The 22,147-nt window shown below is 72.8% G+C and carries 16 protein-coding genes and 2 pseudogenes; 8 read left to right on the plus strand and 10 right to left on the minus strand.

Annotated features, from left to right (window positions below):
* Window positions 1–34: 34 nt before the first annotated feature.
* From IH80_RS0115380 to IH80_RS0115400, 5 genes are all read right to left on the minus strand, one after another.
* Window positions 35–262, minus strand: a complete 228-nt coding sequence (locus IH80_RS0115380; RefSeq protein WP_386391674.1) for a DUF397 domain-containing protein — start codon at window positions 260–262, stop codon at window positions 35–37.
* 132 nt (window positions 263–394) lie between these two features.
* Window positions 395–1,561: a thiolase domain-containing protein gene (locus IH80_RS0115385; protein ID WP_030960913.1), complete on the minus strand. Its 1,167-nt coding sequence runs from the start codon at window positions 1,559–1,561 to the stop codon at window positions 395–397.
* Window positions 1,558–2,697 carry a thiolase domain-containing protein gene (locus tag IH80_RS0115390; RefSeq protein WP_030960915.1) on the minus strand — a complete coding sequence of 380 codons (1,140 nt, stop codon included), beginning with the start codon at window positions 2,695–2,697 and terminating at the stop codon, window positions 1,558–1,560. Before IH80_RS0115390 ends, IH80_RS0115385 begins: the two co-directional genes overlap by 4 nt.
* A complete protein-coding gene (locus IH80_RS0115395; RefSeq protein WP_030960917.1) occupies window positions 2,697–3,665 on the minus strand; it encodes a Zn-ribbon domain-containing OB-fold protein in 969 nt (322 codons plus the stop codon). Before IH80_RS0115395 ends, IH80_RS0115390 begins: the two co-directional genes overlap by 1 nt.
* Window positions 3,666–3,999: 334 nt before the next feature.
* A complete protein-coding gene (locus IH80_RS0115400) occupies window positions 4,000–4,800 on the minus strand; it encodes a crotonase/enoyl-CoA hydratase family protein (RefSeq protein ID WP_030960918.1) in 801 nt (266 codons plus the stop codon).
* Window positions 4,801–4,987: 187 nt separating this feature from the next.
* Here IH80_RS0115400 and IH80_RS0115405 point away from each other — a divergent pair, with 187 nt between their 5' ends.
* From IH80_RS0115405 to IH80_RS0115425, 6 genes and pseudogenes are all read left to right on the plus strand, one after another.
* The gene (locus IH80_RS0115405) at window positions 4,988–6,625 is read left to right on the plus strand and encodes an acyl-CoA synthetase (protein WP_030960919.1); all 1,638 of its coding nucleotides are present in this window, start codon (window positions 4,988–4,990) and stop codon (window positions 6,623–6,625) included.
* A gap of 158 nt (window positions 6,626–6,783) precedes the next feature.
* Window positions 6,784–7,913 (plus strand): annotated as a pseudogene (locus IH80_RS42335) (molybdopterin-dependent oxidoreductase).
* Window positions 7,914–7,954: 41 nt separating this feature from the next.
* Complete coding sequence (locus tag IH80_RS0115415) at window positions 7,955–8,599, plus strand: fasciclin domain-containing protein (protein ID WP_030960922.1); 645 nt, start codon at window positions 7,955–7,957, stop codon at window positions 8,597–8,599.
* A gap of 224 nt (window positions 8,600–8,823) precedes the next feature.
* Window positions 8,824–10,140, plus strand: a complete 1,317-nt coding sequence (gene paaK / locus IH80_RS0115420) for a phenylacetate--CoA ligase PaaK (protein ID WP_030960923.1) — start codon at window positions 8,824–8,826, stop codon at window positions 10,138–10,140.
* A gap of 122 nt (window positions 10,141–10,262) precedes the next feature.
* The gene (locus IH80_RS42340; protein ID WP_234432250.1) at window positions 10,263–10,613 is read left to right on the plus strand and encodes a CPCC family cysteine-rich protein; all 351 of its coding nucleotides are present in this window, start codon (window positions 10,263–10,265) and stop codon (window positions 10,611–10,613) included.
* Between the two features lie 118 nt (window positions 10,614–10,731).
* The gene (locus tag IH80_RS0115425) at window positions 10,732–11,160 is read left to right on the plus strand and encodes a hypothetical protein (RefSeq protein ID WP_030960924.1); all 429 of its coding nucleotides are present in this window, start codon (window positions 10,732–10,734) and stop codon (window positions 11,158–11,160) included.
* A gap of 176 nt (window positions 11,161–11,336) precedes the next feature.
* Here IH80_RS0115425 and IH80_RS0115435 read toward each other — a convergent pair whose 3' ends face one another.
* Window positions 11,337–11,894, minus strand: a complete 558-nt coding sequence (locus IH80_RS0115435) for a flavoprotein (RefSeq protein WP_030960926.1) — start codon at window positions 11,892–11,894, stop codon at window positions 11,337–11,339.
* Between the two features lie 189 nt (window positions 11,895–12,083).
* On the opposite strand from IH80_RS0115435, the gene IH80_RS0115440 reads away from it, so the two are divergent.
* Window positions 12,084–12,938, plus strand: a complete 855-nt coding sequence (locus IH80_RS0115440; RefSeq protein ID WP_030960928.1) for a YhjD/YihY/BrkB family envelope integrity protein — start codon at window positions 12,084–12,086, stop codon at window positions 12,936–12,938.
* Between the two features lie 35 nt (window positions 12,939–12,973).
* Here the strand turns inward: IH80_RS0115440 and IH80_RS0115445 are convergent, their stop codons facing one another.
* The gene (locus IH80_RS0115445) at window positions 12,974–14,545 is read right to left on the minus strand and encodes a fatty acyl-CoA synthetase (RefSeq protein WP_078906544.1); all 1,572 of its coding nucleotides are present in this window, start codon (window positions 14,543–14,545) and stop codon (window positions 12,974–12,976) included.
* A gap of 155 nt (window positions 14,546–14,700) precedes the next feature.
* Between IH80_RS0115445 and IH80_RS0115450 the strand changes: the two genes are divergently transcribed.
* Window positions 14,701–17,193 carry a penicillin acylase family protein gene (locus IH80_RS0115450; RefSeq protein ID WP_030960930.1) on the plus strand — a complete coding sequence of 831 codons (2,493 nt, stop codon included), beginning with the start codon at window positions 14,701–14,703 and terminating at the stop codon, window positions 17,191–17,193.
* A gap of 140 nt (window positions 17,194–17,333) precedes the next feature.
* On the opposite strand, the pseudogene IH80_RS42350 reads toward IH80_RS0115450, so the two are convergent.
* The 3 genes and pseudogenes from IH80_RS42350 to IH80_RS0115470 all read right to left on the minus strand — a co-directional run.
* Window positions 17,334–18,416: pseudogene (locus IH80_RS42350) on the minus strand (calcium:proton antiporter); the annotation flags it as partial.
* 190 nt (window positions 18,417–18,606) lie between these two features.
* Window positions 18,607–20,190 carry an acyl-CoA synthetase gene (locus IH80_RS0115465; RefSeq protein WP_030960933.1) on the minus strand — a complete coding sequence of 528 codons (1,584 nt, stop codon included), beginning with the start codon at window positions 20,188–20,190 and terminating at the stop codon, window positions 18,607–18,609.
* 5 nt (window positions 20,191–20,195) lie between these two features.
* Window positions 20,196–21,311, minus strand: coding sequence for an NAD(P)H-dependent flavin oxidoreductase (locus IH80_RS0115470; RefSeq protein ID WP_030960934.1), 1,116 nt, complete (start codon window positions 21,309–21,311; stop codon window positions 20,196–20,198).
* Window positions 21,312–22,147 lie beyond the last annotated feature (836 nt).

The raw sequence follows: 22,147 nt of genomic DNA on the forward strand, positions 1-22,147 counted from the left end.
CCACCGCCCCGGGGGGCGGGGCGGTGGCGTGCCGTCAGGTGAGGTCGAACTCCCCGCCGCGGGCGTTCCGTACGAACGTGTGCCACTCGTCCGGGGAGAAGATCAGGGAGGGGCTCTCGGGGCGCTCGCTGTTGCGCATCGCGATGAAGCCCTCGACGAAGGCGATCTGGACGTCACCCGCTCCCCGGCTGCTCGACTGCCAGTCGGCCTCGGTGAGATCGAGGTCCGGCTTCCCCCAGCCAGCGAGGGGCTGTGAAGTCATGCTCTCGGCCACGTGCGTGCTCCTCCCGGTACGTCGTCCGGGGGCCAGGTTAGCCATCGCGGCGGGTGCCGCACAGGCCACGGTGAGTCACTCGTGACCGGTCCGGCACCCGGGCGGGACGGACGGTTGCGTTCAGCTGGTCGGTTCCTGCGCCCCGACCAGCCACATCGCGAAGAACTGCGCACCGCCGCCGTACGCGTGTCCCATGGCCCGGCGGGCGCCCGGGACCTGGTGTTCCCCGGCCTGGCCGCGTACTTGCAGGGCGGCCTCGGCGAACCGGATCATGCCGGACGCGCCGATCGGGTTGGTGGACAGCACGCCGCCGGACGGGTTGACCGGAAGGTCGCCGTCGAGCTCGGTGACGCCGGCCTCGGTGAGCTTCCAGCCCTCGCCCTCCTCGGCGAAGCCCAGGTTCTCCAGCCACATCGGCTCGTACCAGGAGAACGGCACGTACATCTCGACCGCGTCGATCTCCCGGCGCGGGTCGGTGATCCCGGCCTGCCGGTAGACGTCGGCCGCGCAGTCCTTGCCGGCCTGGGGCGAGACGAAGTCCTTGCCGGCGAAGAGGGTGGGTTCGCTGCGCATCGCCCCGCCGTGCACCCAGGCGGGTGGCTTCGGCGAACGGGCCGCGCCCGCCCGGTCGGTGAGGACCATGGCGCACGCGCCGTCGGAGGACGGGCAGGTCTCGGAGTACCGGATCGGGTCCCACAGCATCGGCGACGCCTGGACCTTCTCCAGGGTGATGTCGTGCTCGTGCAGGTGCGCGTACGGATTCTTCAGCGCGTTGCGCCGGTCCTTGTACGCCACGAGCGAGCCGACCGCGTCCGGCGCGCCGGTGCGCCGCATGTACGCGCGCACGTGCGGGGCGAAGAAGCCTCCGGCGCCGGCGAGCAGGGGCTGCTGGAAGGGGACGGGGAGCGAGAGCCCCCACATGGCGTTCGATTCGGACTGCTTCTCGAAGGCGAGGGTGAGGACCGTGCGGTGGACGCGGGCGGCGACGAGGTTGGCGGCGACGAGCGCGGTGGACCCTCCGACCGAACCGGCCGTGTGCACGCGCAGCATCGGCTTGCCCACGGCGCCGAGCGCGTCCGCCAGGTACAGCTCCGGCATCATCACCCCCTCGAAGAAGTCGGGGGCCTTGCCGATGACGACCGCGTCGATGTCGGCCCAGGTCAGTTCGGCGTCGGCGAGGGCGCGCGCGGCGGCCTCGCGGACCAGTCCGGCGATGGAGACGTCGTGACGGGCGGCGACGTGCTTGGTCTGGCCGATGCCGACGACGGCGACGGGCTCTTTGTTCACCGTGGGTCCCCTTCCAGGACGGCGACCAGGTTCTGCTGGAGGCAGGGGCCGGAGGTGGCGTGGGCGACGGCCCGGTCTGATGCGCCCCGGTGGATGCGTGCGGCCGCCTCGCCGATGCGGATCAGGCCGGCGGCCATCATCGGGTTGGCGGCGAGCGCCCCGCCGGACGGGTTGACGGCGACGGTGCCGGTGCCGGTGCCGGTGCCGGTGCCGGTGCCGGTGCCGGTGCCGGTGCCGGTGCCGGTGCCGGTGGGGCCGAGCCCGAGGGCCTTGCGGAGCACCACCTCCTGGGAGGAGAACGGCGCGTGCAGTTCCGCCGTGTCCACCGGGGCGTCGAAGACGCCCGCGTGCTGCGCGGCGATCCGCGTGGACGGCGAGTCGGTGAGGTCGCGCAGGCCCGGGCCGTGCGCCTCGATGCGGTGGTCGATGCCGGTGATCCAGGCGGGGCGTCCGCACAGCTGCCGCGCGAGGTCACCGGCGGCGAGGACCACGGCGGCCGCACCGTCGCCGACGGGCGGGCAGTCCCCGGTCCGCAGGGGCCGCACCTGGTAGTCGCCCTGGGGGACGGCGCCGCGCAGCTGGGCGTGCGGGTTCGTTCCGGCGTCGGCCCGGCTGCGCGCCGCGATGGCGGCCAGGGCGGACTCGTCGGTCTCGCCCGCGTCGATGAGGGCCTGGGCCTGCAGGGCGGCCAGGGCCACCGCGTCGGGCCAGAGCGGGGCGAGGTAGTACGGGTCGAGCTGGCGGGTGAGCACGTCGCGCAGGGATCCGGGCGAGGACTTCCCGTACGCGTAGACGAGCGCGGTGTCCGCCTCACCGGTCTGGATCTTGACCCAGGCCTCGTAGAGTGCCCAGGCGCCGTCCATCTCGACGTGGGACTCGGAGATCGGCGGCCAGGCGCCTACCCCGTCGAGGGTCATGGTGAAGGAGAAGGCACGGCCGGCCAGGTAGTCGCTGGACCCGGAACAGGTGAAGCCGATCTCGCCGGCCTTCAGTCCGGTGGCGGCCAGCACCTCGTGGAGGACCGGCATGACCATCTCGACTTCGCTGAGCTCGTCGGTGCGGCGCAGGTGGTCGCTCTGCGCGAAGGCGACGACGGCCACGTCGCGCGCGTACCTGCTCGTCCTGGGCCCGGTCATCAGATGAGCTCCTTGTACGCCTCGTAGTCCGCGTCCGGCTCGCCGGTGGGGCGGTAGTGGTCGGGGTAGCGGCCGCCCTCGGTCCAGACGGGTTCGACGCGCAGACCCATGCGGACCTGGTCGTACGGGATGCCGCCGATCCGGCCGTGGAGGGCGAGGCCGGCCCCGTCGAGGGCGATGTGCGCGTAGACGTAGGGGACGTCGATGTCGAGGTTCTTGGCCTTTATGTTGACGATGCAGAAGGTGGTGACCGTGCCGGCCGGACCGACCTCGACCCGGTCGGTCGTGGCGACACCGCAGGTGGGGCAGGCGCCGCGCGGCGGGACGTACACCTTGTGGCAGGAGGGGCAGCGCTCGCCGACGGTCCGCCGCTCGGAGAGGGCGTTGATGTAGGCGGTCTGGGCGCGGCCGGGGCTGTACACGTAGTCGAGGCGGGCCTCGGCGACGATGCCGGTGACGGCGTCCTGGAAGACGCCGTCGTGCGGGGTGGGGTGGGTTCCTGGAGCGGGCGCGCCGTCGTCGTACGGTTCGAAGCAGGCGATGTCGGTGATGGCGCCGGTGCGTTCGGCGGCCCAGCGGACGCGGACGCGCATGCCGGTGTGCACGGCGTCGGGGCCGGGGGCGTCGAGGGCGTGCAGGAGGGCGGTGTCGGCGCCGTCGAGCTTGACCAGGGCCCAGGCGAAGGGGGTGCCGAGGGGCTGGTTCGGGCGGGGCCGGTCGTTCCAGGCCCAGGTGGTGACGGTGCCGGTGGCGGCGACCTCGAAGAGTTCGCGGACCTCCTCGGAGGTGACGGGGTCGTACTCGACGGGCGGGACCACCACCCTGCCGTCGGAGGTCTTCACGCCGAGCACGACGCGCTCGCGCAGGCCGGTGAGGAACGCGCCCTGGACCGGTCCGAGGGACCGGGTGAAGGGGAACTCGACGACGAGAGGCGCGCGGAGCACCTCCGGTGGGGAGGCTGCTGTCATGGTGGCTCTCCGATGCGATTGATTCCGGTTAAGGGCGGGATCCGGCGTTCCGGCCGATGGCTCCCGGCCACCGGCTGCCGCCCAGGGACGAAACCCTTCCGGCTTCGCCGCCGTTCAGGACCGAGGCCGGTGCGGGGCAGGGCGGGCACCCCGGCCCTCCGCCGACCGGCGTCGAAACCCAGCCCCGCCGGCGATTGAGCGCGGGGTCCGGGGCGGAGTCCCGGCCTTCAGGCCCCGCCGGCGCTTGGGGTGCGCAGGGCCCGGGGCAGAGCCCCCGGCAGCGGCGCCGCACCCGGCACGGGCAGCCACGGGTTCGGGCCCGGCCAGGCCCGGGCTACTCCCGCCGGTACACCGGGGGCCGTTTCTCGGCGAAGGCCCGCGCCCCCTCCTTGGCGTCGGCCGTGTCGAAGACCGGCCAGCCGCGCAGGAGTTCGGAGGCCAGCCCCTCCGCCTCCGTCAGCCCGGCGGTCTCGTAGACCGACGCCTTGACCGCCTCGACCGCCAGCGGCCCGCACGCGTTGATCTGCTCGGCTGTCTCCAGGGCCGCCTCGAGCGCCGTACCGTCCGGGACGACCCGCCCGACGAGACCGATCCGAGCGGCCTCCTCGGCCGAGTACGGGCGTCCGGTCAGCAGCATCTCCAGCGCGTGCGTGCGCGGGATCTGCCGGGGCAGCCGCACCGTGGAGCCGCCGATCGGGAAGAGTCCCCGCCTGACCTCGAAGAGGCCGAAGGTGGCCCCTTCGGCCGCCACCCGGATGTCGGTGCCCTGGAGGATCTCGGTGCCGCCGGCCACGCAGTAGCCCTCCACCGCCGCGATCACCGGTTTGCGCGGCCGATGGTGACGGAGCATCGCCTTCCAGTGCAGGTCGGGGTCGGCCTTGAGGCGGTCCCGGTACTGGTCACCGGCCATGCCCTTGCCGGCCAGCGCCTTGAGGTCCATGCCGGCGCAGAAGTCGCCCCCCGCACCGGTCAGGACCACGGACCGGATCTCGTGGTCGGCGTCCGCCTCCAGCCAGCCGTCGTACAGCCCCACCAGCAGCGGCAGCGAGAGCGCGTTCTTCGCCTCGGGCCTGTTCATGGTGAGCACCAGCGTGGCGCCGCGGCGTTCCACGGTCAGGTGTTCCGTCCCACCCATTGCCGTCCTCCCGTCTCAAGACCTAGAACAGGTTGCAGTAGGGGAGGGTGCAGTTCAATAGTTTTCTGACACCCAGTCAGATTTCTTGGGCGGTTCCCTTCCCAGTTGCCGGCCACGGCGCTCTAATGACCGCCTGAGCAGCCGGCCACGGGGCCAGTCACCGGGAACAACGGGGTCAGGAGGAACGGTGGAGTACAACCTTGCCGACCTGTTCGAGTCGGTCGTGGACGTGGTCCCGGACCGTGAGGCCCTCGTGTACGTGGACCACCCCGGGACCGGCGCCGAGCGCCGCCTCACGTACGCGGAACTGGACGCGGCGGCGAACCGGATCGCACACCACCTGCTGGACAGCGGCCTGACGGCCGGCGAGCACCTGGGGCTGCACCTCTACAACGGTATCGAGTACCTCCAGACCGTCCTGGCCTGCCTGAAGGCCCGACTGGTCCCGGTGAACGTCAACTACCGTTACGTGGAGGAGGAACTGGTCTACCTCTACAACGACGCCGACCTCGCCGCGCTCGTCTTCGAGGGCGAGTTCACCGGGCGGGTGGCGGCCGCGCTGCCGAAGACGCCGAGGCTGCGGCACCTGATCCGGGTCGGCGAGACGCCCGAAGGGGCTCCGGAGCCGTCGATCGCGCCGGTCGCGTACCCGGACGCGGAGGCGGCCGGCTCGCCCGCGCGCGGGTTCCCGCCGCGCAGCGCCGACGACTTGTTCATCATCTACACCGGCGGCACCACGGGCATGCCCAAGGGCGTGATGTGGCGGGGGGAGGACCTCTTCTTCGCGGGGCTCTTCGGCGGCGAGCCCTCGGGCGAGCCGGTGAAGCGTCCGGAGGAGCTGGCCGAGCGGGTGGCGGCGCGCGGCGCCGGGCTCACCTTCTTCCCCGCTCCCCCGCTGATGCACGGGACGTCGACACTGACCTCGTTCATCGCCTTCAACTACGGCCAGCGGGTGGTCATCCACCGCAAGTACGCGCCCGAGGAGGTGCTGCGCACGATCGAGAAGGAGAAGGTGTCGAGCGTGTCGCTGGTCGGCGACGCGATGCTCAGGCCGCTCATCGACGCCCTGAACGGTCCGCTGCGGGGCACCGACCTGTCCTCACTGTTCAGCGTCTCCTCGTCCGGGGCGATCATGTCCGAGACGGTGCGCGCCGAGTTCCAGAGGCTGGTGCCGAACGTCCTGCTCCTGAACAACTTCGGCTCCTCCGAGTCCGGGTCCAACGGCCGGGCGACGGACGACTCGGGCCCGGAAAAGGGCTTCCGCCTGGAGGTCAACGACCGTACGCAGGTCGTGGATCCGGTGACGCACGAGCCGGTGGCGGTCGGCGAGCCGGGGCGCCTCGCGCAGCGCGGCCACGTACCGCTCGGCTACTACAACGACCCGGAGAAGACCGCCGACACCTTCTTCCAGAAGGGCGGGGAGCGGTGGGTGCTGCTCGGTGACATGGCGACCGTCGACGAGCAGGGCATCGTGACGGTCCTCGGTCGCGGCTCGCAGTGCATCAACACGGGTGGCGAGAAGGTCTATCCGGAAGAGGTCGAACAGGCGCTGAAGTCGCACCCCGACGTGTACGACGCCCTGGTGGCGGGGGTCTCCGACGCGACCTGGGGCAGCCATGTGGCCGCGGTGGTCCAGGTACGGCCGGGAGCCGCGGCGCCGACGCTGGACGAGATCCAGAGCCACTGCCGCACCCGGCTCGCGGGCTACAAGATTCCGCGGCAGCTGGTCATCACACCGGCCATACAGCGCTCCCCGAGCGGCAAGGCGGACTACCGCTGGGCGAAGGCGGTCGCGACCGAGGCGGACACCGGCACCGCGGGCTGAGAGCGCCGGCGGGTCCGGTCGGGCGCCGCACCCCGTAACGCCCGACCGCACCCGCCGCCCGTGTCGGGCCCCGCCGGCCGGAGCGACCCCACGGGCACGGACGGCCGACGCATCACTCGTTGGGGTGGCGGAGCAATCCGCCGGTTGGCGGCTGCCGAATCCTGGGTGTGAACAGCTTCCGCAGCATCCTCTCCCGCTTCGCACTCGGCGCGCCCACCGGCCTTCTGGCCGGCTTCACGGCACTGGCCGTGGCCGGGTTGGTCGCGGGGCTGGTGCGGCCGGCCGCCGCTCCGGTGACGGTGGTGGGCGGATCGGTGATCGACCGGACCCCGGCTGCGGTCAAGGACTTCGCGATCCGGACCTTCGGGGAGGACGACAAGGCGGTCCTGCAACTCGGCGTGATCGCGGTCCTCGCGGTGATCTCCGCCGGCCTGGGCGTCCTGGGTCTGCACCACCGGAAGGCCGCCGCCGCGGGAGTCCTGCCCTTCGGCATCGTGGGCGCCGCAGCAGCCCGGAGCCGTCCCGACTCCACCGGCATCGGGGACGCGCTCCCCTCGATCGCCGGCGCGGTCACGGGCTCCCTCACCCTGAGCGGGCGTCCGGCCGCCGTCCCGGGGTGGGCGGGCCGACCAGCTGGCGGCCCGGTCCGTGGACGGCATGACCCTCGGCTCCCCCGTCGAGGACGTCATGGACGGCCGGGACGCGATGCTCGCCGTCGGCATGAACGGCGAACCCCTGCCCTTCGACCACGGCTTTCCGGTGCGGATGATCGTCCCGGGCCTGTACGGGTACGTATCGGCCTGCACGTGGATCACCGACATCGAGCTCACCCCCTTCGGCGCCTACGACGCGTACTGGGTGAGGCTGAAGTGGGCCCGCAGGGCGCCGGTCAAGACCCAGGGGCGGATCGACACCCCAAGCCTGCGCCCGCCCCGCCGCAGGCCCCGTCCCGGTCGCGGGTGTCGCCCGGGCACAGCGGCGCGGCAACGCCCGCGTCGAGGTCCGCGTCGACGACGGCCCCTGGCAGGACGACGGCCCTTGGCAGGACGCCGACCTCGCCCCGCAAGCCACCGTCGACACCTGGTGCCAGTGGTCCTTCCCCCGGCAGGCCGCTCCCGGTGGACACACGATCACCGTCCGCGCCCCCGACGGCACCGGGCGGGTCCAGACCGAGCAGCGCGCCCGGACGACCCCCCACGGAGCGAGCGGCCGCACGGCGTCTGCGTCACCGTCTCCTGGACCCCCGGGCCGGCCCGTGTCGGGGCCGGCCCGGCAGCACCATCCCTGAACACCTGGAACACCAAAGACGCTCAAGGGGAGCAAATGATCATGAACAGTCTGAAGATCCGCCGTACCGCGCTCGCCGTCGCCGCAGCCGCCCTGCTGCCCTTCACGCTCGCCGCCTGCTCCGACACCGGCAGCGGCACCGAGGCCGCCCCCGCCGCGGGCACCGAGGCCAAGACCCGGGCGAGCAGCCCGACGGGCGAGGCCATGACCGGCGACGAGCCCTTCGGTGCGGCCTGCGCCGGCGTGCCGAAGGAGGGCGCGGGTTCGTTCGACGGCATGGCCAAGGACCCGGTCGCCACCGCAGCGTCCAACAACCCGGCCCTGTCCACCCTGGTCGCCGCGGTCAAGCAGGCCGGTCTGGTCGACACCCTGAACAACGCCGAGGACATCACGGTCTTCGCCCCGACCGACGACGCCTTCGCGAAGATCCCGAAGGCCGACCTCGACAAGGTCCTCGCCGACAAGGCCACCCTCACCAAGATCCTCACCTACCACGTCGTCGGCCGGAAGCTCACGCCACAGCAGTTGGAGAACGGCACCTTCGAGACGCTGCAGAAGGGAACGGTCACGACGAAGGGCTCGGGCGAGGCCTACAAGGTCAACGGCACCTCGAACGTGGTCTGCGGCAACGTCAGGACGGCCAACGCCAACGTCTACGTCGTCGACACCGTGCTGATGCCCCAGTAGTCCGCCGCCCCGGCCGGCCCCGGGCGTTCGGCGCCTGTCCGCCGCCCGGGGCTGCCGCCCTGCCAGGCCGTCGCCACGACTGGTGCCGTCGGCGGGCGGACGGCACGGAGGCCATCAGATCAGACGATCACTCGTTCGAGTCATTGATTTAACCTGCGGAGTCCTGGCAATCTACCGAATGATCGGTCGGGTTCTCGGGGACCCACTCACGATGAGGTGACGACATGGCGGTGCAGGCGGGATTCCACGACGAGGGCGAGCGGCTGGACCACGACGAGCTGGCCGCCCTCCAGCTCAGGCGACTGCGGGAGACCTTGCACCGCGCCTACGAGCGGGTGCCGTTCTACCGGCAGGCGTTCGACAAGGCGGGGGTGCATCCCGACGACTGCCGCTCCCTGGCCGATCTCGCCATGTTCCCCCTGACCACCAAGGCCGATCTGCGCGACCAGTACCCCTTCGGGATGTTCGCGGTGCCGCGTTCCGAGGTGCGCCGCATCCACGCCTCCAGTGGCACCACCGGGCGGCCGACCGTCGTGGGTTACACCGAGCGGGACCTTTCCACCTGGGCCGATGTCGTGGCCCGTTCGATACGGGCGGCGGGCGGCCGAGCGGGCCAGATCGTCCACATCGCCTACGGCTACGGGCTGTTCACGGGCGGGCTGGGCGCGCATTACGGCGCCGAACGCCTCGGCTGCACGGTCGTGCCCGCCTCGGGCGGGATGACGGACCGCCAGGTCCGGCTCATCGAGGACTTCCGGCCGGAGGTCATCATGGTGACCCCGTCCTACATGCTGACCCTGCTGGACGAGATGGAGCGCCAGGGCATCGACCCGCGCACCACCTCGCTGCGGACGGGGATCTTCGGTGCGGAGCCGTGGACCGAGGAGATGCGCCGCGAGATCGAGGAGCGCCTCGACATGGACGCGGTGGACATCTACGGCCTGTCCGAGGTCATCGGGCCGGGCGTGGCGCAGGAGTGCGTCGAGACGAAGGACGGACTGCACATCTGGGAGGACCACTTCTATCCGGAGGTGGTGGATCCGCTGACCGGTGCGGTGCTGCCGGAGGGTGAGCCCGGGGAGCTGGTGTTCACCTCCCTCACCAAGGAGGCCATGCCGGTCATCCGCTACCGCACCCGGGACCTGACGCGACTGCTCCCCGGTACGGCCCGGCCGGCCTTCCGGCGGATGGAGAAGATCACGGGCCGGAGCGACGACATGATCATCCTGCGCGGGGTGAATCTGTATCCGACCCAGATCGAGGAGATCCTGCTGCGGACGCCGGGGCTCGCGCCCCACTTCCAGCTGAGACTGGACCGGGAGGGCCGGATGGACACCCTGACGGTCCGGGTGGAGGCGCGCCGGGAGTCGGACGCCGCCCTGCGGGAGACCGCGGCGGCCGCCGTGGTCCAGGCGGTCAGGGCGGGGATCGGGGTGTCCGTCCGGGTCGAGGTGGTCGACCCGGAGACCCTGGAGCGCTCGGTGGGCAAGATCAAAAGACTGGTCGACCTGCGCACCTCCGGTCGGCCCCCGGCCTCCTGACGCGGACTTCCGCAGGTCACGGCTCCCCGGGCCACCAACTCGACACCGAACAGGCCCCGTCGACGGCGTCCGGGCCCGCCCGGCCGCGCCCCAGTCACGCGGCGGGCCGGCACACTCCTCGCATGATGACACCACGCGAGCTACGAGCAGCGTGCCCACCGGGCGGTGGGCCCTACGCCTGCCCGTGCTGCAGCTTCCTGACGCTCGATGCCCGCTGCGCGTGGGAGATCTGCGCCGAATGCGGCTGGGAGGACGACGGGCAGGACGACCTGAACGCCGATGAGGTCTGGGGCGGGCCGAACGGATCGGAGAGTCTGACCTACGCCCGCCTCCAGTACGCGCAGTACGCGGCCGGTGCGCGGTCCGAGGACCGGCAGTCGACGGCCCACGGCGGCGATGGCGCGTGGTGGGGTGCGGCCAGGCGGGTTCTGCGCGAGGCCGGTGGACCGGACGGCTCCCGGACAGGGTCATAATCTCGCCATGAACATGCTTGCCGTGCGGGCGTTGTTGGCGGCCCTGCTCGTGGGAACCGGCCTGAGCGGATGTTCCCTCCTCCCCCCGTTCGAAAACTGTGGGGGAACGGAGGCGGCCGTGGCCGAGCTCGACCAGCTGCCCGCGCTGGAACTGCGCCCGAAGGGCGCCGTGTCCGTCGGCGGCGGCCCGTGGGCCGGGGCCGACTGCGTGGACGACACCGGGGGCGCCTGGCTCACCGCGACGCGGTTCTACGCGTACGGCGGGACCAGGAAGGACGTCCTGGAGTACTACGGACGGGAGGCGGCCGCAGCGGGATGGCGCCCGGCGGAGGACCTGGACACGGCGTTCGGCGCCGGCTTCGCCGTCTTCTGCTTCGAATCCGCCGACCGGCCGAGCATCACCCTCGCCTTCACCTCCCCCGAGCAGCTCCGCGAGCTCTACGGCACGGAACCGCACCCGGCGTCCCTGCTCGGCGTGGACGCCCGAACCTGGTTCTCCTGGTCCACCGAGGCGACGCCGGACGGCTCGCGCATGACCTGCTCCTAGGACGCGAGAAAGCGGTTCGCCGTCGTGCCGCGCACGGGGGCGGTGACCGTCCGCAGGCGCTCAGGAGCACGTACGTCCGGGGCCGGGGCGGCCGCGCGGCCGTCCCGGCCCGTGACCATCCGGCTCGGTGACCATCCGGCTCGGTGACCACGCCGCCCGGCCGTTTCTGCTGCGGTTCACCCGCCCGGCCGGTAGTCCTCCCGGACGAGGTCGTCCACGGCGTCCAGGGCCGGTTCCCACGGGTACGGTTCCGTGCCGCCCAGGCCAGGCGGGTGGGGGGTGAAGCCGCCTTCGCCGTACAGCACCCGGACACCCGCGTCCCGGAGGACGGCGATGCTCTGCTCGAACTGCGGGTGGCGTACGTAGGCCGTGTTCACGCACGGCATGACGGCCAGCGGCGTGCCCTTGCCGATGGCCTCGGCGGCCACGCCGACGACGAACCGGTCCGTGAGTCCGAGCGCCCAGCCGTTGACCGTGTTGAACGTCGCCGGGGCGACGAGGATCGCGTCCGCCTCCGGCCACACGTCCGGATCCGCCGGCATCTTGTACCGGCTGCGGACCGGGTGCCCGGTGAGTGCGGCCAGGCCGTCGGTGCCCTCCGCCAGCCAGTGGGCCGCCGTCGGGGTCAGACCGAGGCACACGTCCCAGCCGCGTGCCTGGGCGTCCTCGATCACGCGGGCGACGTCGAAGACCGGCTGGGCGGCCGAACAGAGCAGGTACAGGGTGCGCGTCATGCGCCACAGTTGACCAGACGGCGGGTGCGGCGCGTCAGCGGGGCCCTCAGGCACGGGGCCGCGGACACCCGCGCACAGGGGGGTGTCCGCGGCCCCGCGAGGGGATCGAAGCGACCGAAACCACCCCTTCGGGCCTATTTCGGTCCGGCTCCCGGGAGCCGACGGGCACGTCCGGGTAGTGCATGAGGCGTGATCTCGACCATCCGGCAGCTCCACAACCGGCTTCAGGGCTCCTACGTCGGGCTGGCCTGGAGCCGCGGCCGGGAAATGGAGTTGATGCACCGGGCGATGGGCTTCGCGGCCCTCGGATTCCTCACCCTGGTGCCGCTGCTGGTGGTCGTGGCGGCCGCGGCGCCCGGGAGCGGCTCCGGGTTCGGCCGGTGGCTCGGCCAGGCCCTCGGGGTGACGGCGTACTCGCGCACCAGGATCGAGATGGTCTTCGGCACGGCGGACCTGGCGCTGGAGCGGACCACCGCCTTCGGGCTCGCCGCCCTCGCCGTGTTCGGCCTGACCTTCGGCTCGGCCGTGCAGACCGGCTACGAGAAGGTGTGGGACCTGCCGACCGCCCGCTGGCACACCATGTGGCGGCACGTCGTCTGGCTCGCCCTGCTGGTCTGCTATCTCGGGCTGCTCGTGGTGATCCCCGCGCCGTCGGACGACGACTTCGGCACGGTCGTCGGCACGCTCGGCGACCTGTTCGGCACCTGCCTGTTCTTCATCGGCTCGCAGCGCCTGCTGCTCGGCGGACGGGTCCGCTGGCGGGCCCTGGTCCCGGGAGCGGTGGCGACCAGCATCGGACTGCTGGGTCTGCGGATCTTCTCGCAGCTGGTGTTCTCCCCGCTCATCGCCTCCAACGCCGTGACGTACGGCCCCTTCGGAACGCTGCTGGTCGTCCAGTCCTGGCTCGTCGGAGTCGGTTTCGTGGTCTACGGCGGCGCGCTCGTCGGCCGCCTCGTGCACGAGCACCTCACCCTGCGGCGCCTGCGGCGCAGCGGCGTCCTGCCCGGGGACGGAGCCCGGCACCACCACCTGGGACCGGGGTGATCCCGCGAGCCCGATCCCGCGAGCCCGTACGGGTGTCAGCCGCCCTGTGCCCGGAACCGGTCCCGCAGCTCCCGCTTGAGGATCTTGCCGCTGGCGTTGCGCGGGAGCGCGTCCACGAACAGCACCCGCTTGGGGGCCTTGAAGTGGGCGAGCCTGTCGCGGGCGTACTTCATCAGCTCCGCCTCCGTCACCGCGCCGCGCGGCACCACCACCGCCGTGACGGCCTCGATCCACCGCTCGTCGGGCAGTCCGACCACCGCCGCCTCGGCCACGTCCGGATGGGTGTAGAGGACGTCCTCCACCTGCCGTGAGGCGACCAGGACCCCGCCCGAATTGATGACGTCCTTCACCCGGTCCACGACCGTGAAGTAGCCCTCCGCGTCCCGCACCGCGAGGTCGCCCGAGCGGAACCAGCCGTCCCGGAAGGCCTTCTCCGTCGCCCCGGGGTCGTTCCAGTAGCCCAGGCAGAGCTGCGGCGAACGGTAGACCACCTCGCCCGCGGTGCCGTCCGGTACGTCCTTGCCCTGCTCGTCGACGACCTTGGCCTCCACGTGGCGCACCTGCCGTCCGCAGGATTCCATCCGCCCCTCGTGCTCCCGGGGGCCGAGCACCGTGGCCAGCGGGCCGATCTCGCTCTGTCCGAAGCAGTTGTAGAAGGCGAGCCCCGGCAGCCGCTCGCGCAGCCGCTCCAGGACCGGCACCGGCATGATCGAGGCCCCGTAGTACGCCTTGCGCAGCGCACCCAGCTCGCGCTCGCCGAACTGCGGGTGACCGGCCAGGCCGATCCACACGGTCGGCGGGGCGAAGAGGCTGTCCGCCTCGCCCGCCTCGACGAGGTCGAAGACCTGCTCGGCGACCGGCGCGTCCAGGATCGTGTTGCGGGCGCCCACCGCCAGGTAGGGCAGCAGGAAGACGTGCATCTGCGCCGAGTGGTACAGCGGCAGCGAGTGGACCGGCCGGTCCTCCTCGGCCAGATCCAGCGCCTCGATCGCACTCTCGTACTCGTGGGCGAGGGCCCGGTGGGTCATCATCGCGCCCTTGGGCAGAGCCGTGGTGCCCGAGGTGTAGAGGAGCTGCGCCAGGCCGCCCGGGTCGCGGTCGTCCTCGGGCCCGGGCTCGAAGGGGAGCGGCTCGGCGAGCCCGGCGAGGAAGGAGTGGGGGGTGTCGCGCAGGGCCCGTACGGGATACCGGTCCGGGATCCGCCCGGCGAGACCGGGATCGGCGAGGACGAGGGTGCTCCCGGAGTCGTCCAGGACGTACGCGAGGTCTTCGCCGGTGAGGTTCTGGTTGACCGGCACATGGGTGAGCCCGGCGCGGGCGCAGGCGAGGAAGGCCAGCAGGTACGCATCGGAGTTGTGGGCGTAGGTGGCGACCCGGTCGCCTGCGGCCAGCCCGTACCGGCCCCGCAGGAGTGCGGCCCCGGTGGTGACGGCCGCGTCGAGTTCCGCGTACGACCAGCTCCGCCCGGCGTAGCGGACGGCGGGACGGTCGGGGACCCGCCGTGCGCTGTCGCGCACCAGTCCGTCGACCGTGTTGTCCCGCACGGGTCCTGCCGCCCGGTGCGGCTGCTCCCCCGGCCCTGCCTGCCCCGCTCGCGCTGACGTCATGGCGTGATCCTCGTCGTCCCGCAGGCCGAGGTCAACGACCGGATACCAGACGGGATGTTGACACCCGTCGGTGCGGCTGAATGAGTGTGGGGGCACGGAGGCACCGCCTGTCCATCGGGTAACCACGGCCGTTCTCAGGCCACTTGGGAGGTACGTTGCACCGCAGTACGCGTTCGACGCTCCGTCGCGTCGCCCTCGCCGGGGCGGCCCTGCTCGCCGCGACCGCCGTGGTCCCGCCGGCCCACGCCCAGGGCCCACCGGCGTCCGACGAGCGGATACCGTCCGGCGGCGGCCTGTCCGCCGTCATCCGCTACACGGAGAACGGCATACCCCACATACTCGGCCGCGACTACGCACAGGTCGGCTTCGGTACCGGCTGGGCCCAGGCGGCGGACCAGGTCTGCGTCCTCGCGGACGGGTTCGTGACGGTCTCGGGCGAGCGTTCGCGCTGGTTCGGCCAGGAGGCCTCGACCGACGGATCGCTCTCCTCCGTCACCCGGAACCTCTCCAGCGACCTGTACTTCAAGGGCGTCCGGGAGTCGGGCACGGTGGAGAAGCTGCTGGCGGCGCCCGCACCGGCCGGCCCCAGCAAGGACCTCAAGGAGCTGATGCGCGGCTGGGCGGCCGGCTACAACGCCTGGCTCGCCCAGAACAAGATCACCGACCCCGCCTGCAAGGCTGCGGGCTGGGTCCGCCCGGTCACCACGGCCGACGTGGCCGCCCGCGGCTTCGCGATCGCGGTGCTCGGCGGCGAGGGGCGCGGCATCGACGGCATCACGGGCGCCCAGCCGCCCACCGCGGCCACGGCCACGAACACGACAACGGCCACGGCCACGGCCACGGCTCCGGACGGCGGAGCCCGCGCGGCCGCCCCGCAGGAGGCCGATCCGGCCGTCGCGGCGGAGGCGGCGCGGGACTTCTTCGAGACCGGCCGGTACGACATGGGCTCCAACGCCGTGGCGTTCTCCGGGTCCACGACGGCGAGCGGACGCGGTCTGCTGCTCGGCAACCCGCACTATCCGTGGCAGGGCGGGCGCCGCTTCTGGCAGTCGCAGCAGACCATCCCTGGCGAACTGAACGTGTCGGGCGGCTCGCTGCTCGGCATGCCGGCGGTCAGCATCGGCTTCAACGAGAAGGTCGCCTGGAGCCACACGGTGGCGACCGGCACCCCGGTCAACCTGCACGAACTCACCCTCGACCCGGCGGATCCGACCGCCTATCTGGTCGACGGCGTCCCGCAGAAGATGACCCGGCGGACGGTCACGGTCCCCGTGGCGGGCGGTGATCCGGTCACCCGCACCCAGTGGTGGACCCGCTACGGCCCGGTCGTCACGAACCTCGGCGCAGGCCTGCCGCTGCCCTGGACCACCCGGTCGGCGTACGCGCTGAACGACCCCAACGCGGCGAACCTGCGCGGATCCGACACCGCCCTCGCCCTCGGGAAGGCCCGCTCGGTAGCCGGGATCCAGGACGCCCTGGCGCGTACCCAGGGACTGCCGTGGGTGAACACGGTCGCAGCCGACTCGGCGGGCGGCACGCTCTTCACCCAGACCCAGGTGCTCCCCCGGATCACCGACGAGCTCGCCGCCCGCTGCTCCACACCGCTGGGCCGGGCCGTGTACCCGGCCTCGGGGCTGGCCGTGCTGGACGGTTCCCGCGGGGACTGTGCGCTCGGGTCGGACGCCGACGCGGTGCAGCCGGGCGTGTTCGGCCCGGGGAAGGCGCCGACGCTGCGCGACGCCCCGTACGCGGAGAACTCCAACGACAGCGCGTGGCTGGCCAACGCCGACCGGCCGCTGACCGGGTACGAGCGGATCTGGGGCAGTGTCTCCACTCCGCGCTCGCTGCGGACGCGCGGGGCCGTCCAGGATGTCTCGGCGATGGCCGCGCAGGGCCGGCTGACGGTGGCCGACCTGCAGCGGCTGCAGTTCGCGAACCGGGCGCCGGCCGGTGACCTGGCGGCGGCGGACGTGGCGAAGGCCTGCTCCGCCCTACCCGGCGGCACGGCCACGGCGGGCGACGACACGGTGGTGGACGTCTCCGCGGCGTGCGCCGTGCTGGCGCGCTGGGACCGTACGACCGACGTCGGCAGCCGTGGTGCGCTGCTCTTCGACCGGTTCTGGCGCAGGCTGACGGCATCGACCCCGGCCGCGGACCTGTGGCTGGTGCCGTTCTCGGCCACCGACCCGGTGCATACGCCGCGGACGCTCAACCGGGCGGCGCCCGGCATCGGGCGAGCGCTCGCGGACACCGTGGCGGAGCTGCGGGCGGCCGGCGTCGCGCTGGACGCCCCGCTGGGCGAGCACCAGTTCGTGGTCCGGGACGGCCGGAAGCTGCCGGTCGGGGGCGGTACGGAGGCGCTCGGCGTCTGGAACAAGATCGAGGCGCGGTGGAACGCTGCGGCGGGCGGCTACCCGGACGTCGCGAGCGGGTCCAGCCACATCCAGGCGGTCGGCTGGGACGGCAGTTCCTGCCCGGTGGCCCGCACCCTGCTGACGTACGGCCAGTCCTCGGACCCGGGCTCGCCGTACCACGCGGACCAGACCCGGCTGTTCTCCGAGGAGCGCTGGGTCCGGGCGCGTTTCTGCGAGCGGGACATCCTCACCTCGCCCCGGCTGAAGGTGGTGCTGGTGCGCGAGCGGCGGTGACCGCGGCCCGCGGCCCCTGGCCCGCTCGGGCCCGGGCCCCCGGCTCGGGCTCGGGCTCGGGCTCGGGCTCGGGCTCGGGCTCGGGCTCGGGCTCGGGCTCGGGCTCGGGCTCGGGCTCGGGCTCGGGCTCGGGCTCGGGCGTGCACCCCGCCCTGCAGCAGTGTGGCGCGGCCGGGGGCGAGGGTGAGCGTGCTGACCACCACGGTCAGCGCGAGCAGCACCATGTGGACCGGGCCGAGGCCGAGCAGGAGCGGCCCGGACAGCCAGACCGAGGCCAGCGCGATCGCCGGGATGGTCAGTCCGATGCTGGCGATGGCGGATCCGTAGGCGAGGTTGAGGCTGGTCTGCACGCGGTCGCGACGGGCGGCGCGGACGGCGGCCAGGGTCTCCGGCAGCAGGACGAGCAGGGCGATGATCACACCGACGACGGCCTGGGGCAGGCCGGCCTTGGCCACCGCCGTCTCGATGGTCGGGGACACGGCCTTGGCGTCGCCGACCACCGCGACGAGCGCGACCAGCAGCAGGCCGAGGCTGAGCAGGGCGGCGCGGTCGGTGGGCGGCGCCGCGTGGTCGTCCACTTGGTACGTGTCGGCGTCCCGGCCGGTGTCCGCGTCCCGGCCGGTGTCCACGGGCAGGAAGTAGGTGCGGTGGCGGACCGTCTGGACGGCGATGAACAGCCCGTACAGGGCGAGTGAGGCGACCGCGGCGAAGGTCAGCTGCCCCGTGGAGAACTCCGGGCCGGGCTTGCTCGTGGTGAAGGTCGGCAGGACCAGGCTGAGGGTTGCCAGGGTGGCGACGGTGGCCAGGGCGGCGCCCGAACCCTCGGGGTTGAAGACGGCGACCCGGTTGCGCAGGGCGCCGACGAGCAGGGACACGCCGACGATCCCGTTGCAGGTGATCATGACGGCGGCGAAGACGGTGTCCCGGGCGAGCGAGGCGGACTTGTCCCCTCCGTCAGCCATCAGGGTGACGATGAGCGCCACTTCGATGACCGTGACGGCGACGGCGAGGATGAGGGATCCGAAGGGTTCGCCGACCCGGTGGGCGACGACCTCGGCATGGTGGACGGCTGCCAGGACCGCGCCGGCCAGGCACAGGGCGACGATCACCACGGCGAAGCCGGGTAGCTCCCGCCCCCAGCTGAACACCAGCGCGACCAGCGCCACCACGGGGACCAGGACGGTCCAGTCGGTCAGGGGGGATCTGCGCTTCGTCGTACCCATATCCGCCAACTTGCCAGAAGTGTTCCTCCGGTGCGTCGCACGGCACGCTCCCCCGGCCGGGGCGGGCATTTCTCACGGATCCACCGGGGTGGCGGACCCCGGTCCCCGGCCCGGCCGCCGGATCCCGGCCCGGCCGCCGGAATCCGGTCCGGCCGCCCGGCCCGGGCGGGACCGCGGACGGAACCCGCGCTCACATGGCGCGCTCGTGGCCCTCCCAGTACGGGTCCCGCAGCCGCCGCTTGTAGAGCTTGCCGTTCGGGTCGCGCGGCATCGTCTCGATGAAGTCGACGGTCTTGGGCCGCTTGTACCCGGCGAGCTGCCGCTCGCAGTGGTGCAGGATCTCGGCGGCCAGGGCGTCGCCGGCCGCGAAGCCCTCGGCCGGTTCGATGACCGCCTTGACCTCCTCGCCCCAGTCGGCGTGCGGAATGCCGAAGGCGGCGGCGTCGGCGACGGCCGGGTGGGTGAGCAGGGCGGACTCGATCTCGGCCGGGTAGATGTTGACCCCGCCGGAGATGATCATGTCGATCTTGCGGTCACGGAGGAAGAGGTAGCCGTCCTCGTCCATCAGCCCGAGGTCGCCGACGGTGAAGAAGTCTCCGATGCGGTTCTTCCTCGTCTTGCCCTCGTCCTTGTGGTAGGTGAAGCCGCCGGTGTTCATCTTCATGTAGACGGTGCCCAGTTCGCCCGGGGGCAGCCGGTTGCCGTCGTCGTCGAAGACGGCCAGCTCGCTGATCGGCCAGGCCCTGCCCACCGTGCCCGGCTTCTTCAGCCAGTCCTCGGCCGTCGCGAAGGCGCCGCCGCCCTCGCTCGCCGCGTAGTACTCCTCCACGCAGCCGCCCCACCAGTCGATCATCGCCCGCTTGACGTGGTCCGGGCAGGGCGCGGCGCCGTGGATGGCGTGCCGCATCGAGGAGACGTCGTAGGCGTCCTTCGTCTCCTGCGGGAGGGCGAGGAGCCGGTGGAACTGGGTCGGCACCATGTGGGTGTGGGTGCAGGCGTGGCCGTCGATGAGGCGCAGCATCTCCTGCGGGGTCCACTTGTCCATGAGGACGAGCGGGTGCCCGATGTGCAGCGCGGCGCCCGCGAACTGGAGGACGGCCGTGTGGTAGAGCGGCGAGCAGACCAGGTGGACGTTGCCGTCGAAGGGCCGGATCCCGAAGATGCCGAGGAAGCCGCCGAGGTAGGTCTCCTCAGGGAGTTTGCCGGGCAGGGGGCGGCGGATGCCGCGTGGCCGGCCGGTGGTGCCGGAGGTGTAGTTCATGACCCAGCCGAGGGTGCGGTCCGCCGGGGGTGTGGCGGGCTGTCCGTCGAGGAGTTCGCCGTACGGGCGGAAGCCCGGGACCGGTCCGACGGCGTAGCGGTGGCTCCCGGGCAGGGCGGCCTCGTCGGCCGCGGCGGTGGCGGCCTCGGCGAAGCGTTCGTGGGCGATGAGGACCTTGGCGCCGGAGTCGGAGACGATCCAGGCGATCTCGGGGCCCACCAGGTGGTGGTTGACGGGCACGAGGTAGAAGCCGGCCTGGGAGGCGGCGAGGTAGGCGGTGAGGAACTCGACGCCGTTGGGGAGGACGACGGCGAAGACGTCGCCCCTCTCCAGCCCGGCGGCGCGCAGCCCGTGGACGAGCCGGTTGACGTCGGCGTGCAGCCGGCCGGCGCTCCACTCCTCGCCCCCGGGGGCGGTCAGGACGGTGCGGCCGGGGTCCGCGGCGGCCTGGGCCCAGAAGCCGTTGGGCGGCTGCCGGTCGGCGGCGGGGGTGGTGGACGTGGTGGCGGTCATGGCGGTCACGCCTCTCGGACTCGGCCGGCGATGCGGTTGATGCGGTCGATCGCCTTCTCGAAGCCGCTGGTGAGCTCGTCGAAGACGGCCTGGACGCTGCGTTCGCTGTTCATCCGGCCGACGATCTGGCCGACGGGTGTGCCCAGCAGCGGCTGGACCTCGTACTTCTGGATGCGGGAGACGGCCTCGGCGACGAGGAGGCCCTGGAGCGGCATGGGGAGCGCGCCCGGCCCCTCCGGGTCGTCCCAGGCGTCGGTCCACTCGGTGCGCAGCTGGCGGGCGGGTTTGCCGGTGAGGGCGCGGGAGCGGACGGTGTCGCCGGAGCCGGCCGCGAGGAGCTTCTCGGTGAGGGCGCGGGAGTGGAGGTCGGCCTCGGTGGTGGTGAGCCAGAGGGATCCGAGCCAGGCGCCCTGCGCGCCGAGCGCGAGGCCGGCGGCGATCTGCTCACCGCTGCCGATGCCGCCGGCGGCGAGGACCGGGAGCGGTGCGACGGCCTCGACGATCTCCGGGACCAGGACCATGGTGGCTATGTCGCCGGTGTGGCCGCCGGCCTCGTAGCCCTGGGCGACGACGACGTCGATGCCGGCTTCGGCGTGGCGGCGGGCGTGCTTGGCGCTGCCGGCGAGGGCCGCGACGAGGATGCCGTGGTCGTGGGCGCGGGCGATGACGTCGGCGGGCGGGGAACCGAGGGCGTTCGCCAGGAGTTTGACGGGGTAGTCGAAGGCGACGTCGAGCTGGTTGCGGGCGACCTGCTCCATCCAGCCGGTGATGCGCCAGCCGGAGGCCTCACCCTCGGCGAGCTCGGGCACGTGGTGTTTGGCGAGCGTGTCGCGGACGAAGGCGCGGTGCGCGGCCGGGATCATCGCCTCGATGTCGGCTTCGCCGATGCCGTCGACGGCCTTCTTGGCGGGCATGACGACGTCCAGGCCGTAGGGCTTGCCGTCGGTGTGCGCCTGCATCCAGTCGAGGTCGCGCCTGAGGTCGTCGGGCGCGGTGTAGCGGACCGCGCCGAGTACGCCGAACCCACCCGCCCGGGTGATCGCGGCGGCGACCGCGGGGAAGGGCGTGAAGCCGAAGATGGCGTGCTCGACTCCCAGTTTCCTGCTCAGCTCCGTCTCCATGGGCGGCAGGATGCCGCAGCCCGGCGGCCGAGGGAAGAGATTTTCTGATGCAGTGTCAGATTCTTTACGGCCCGGTCGGTGGGGAGGGTGACCGAGGGACGGGCAGATACCCAATAGCCTGCGGCACGCTCGGCAGTTCCGGGAGGTCCGGGCGGCCGGGGCCCGGCTCGCGCGCCGCATGCCCGCCCCCGCCGGTGCGGGCCGGGGGACGGGCATCGGGAAGGGACTGCGGGCACGAAGGGCGGCTTGCGGGTTGCGGGTTGCGGGTTGCGGGTTGCGGGTTGCGGACAGGAGGGCCGGACATGGCAGTGGACACGGGGGCCGAGGCGGTGGCGGCGGCCGGTACGGAACGGACGGGCGGCACCGGCCGTGAGCAACCGCACGAGCGCGGGAACGCCCCGGAGGCCGCACTCCGGCAGGACCCCGGGCGCCAACCGGGGCGGGAACAGAGGCCCGAACAGGCCCACGGGCGGGACCGACACCGGGAACGGGACCGGGAGCAGCGGCCCGAACAGGCGCAAGAGCAGGAGCCGGACCGGGAGCGGACGCAACGACGGGAGCCGCAGCCGGGGCCGGACCAAAGGCGGGAGCGGACGCAGAGGCCCGAGCGGGTGCAGGGGCGGACGCAGAGGCCCGAGCACACGCAGGGCCCGGACCGGGCGCAGGAGCGGAAGCCGGGGCGGGAGCAGGGGCCCGAGCGGGAGCCGGGACGGGAGCAGAGGCCCAAGCACACGCAGGGCCCGGACCGGGCGCAGGAGCGGGAGCAGAGGCCCGAGCACACGCAAGGGCCGGAGCGGGAGCAGAAGCCCGAGCGGGAGCAGAGGCCCGAGCGGGTG

Origin of the sequence: Streptomyces sp. NRRL S-378, assembly GCF_000720645.1 — a bacterium.
Classification (GTDB): domain Bacteria; phylum Actinomycetota; class Actinomycetes; order Streptomycetales; family Streptomycetaceae; genus Streptomyces.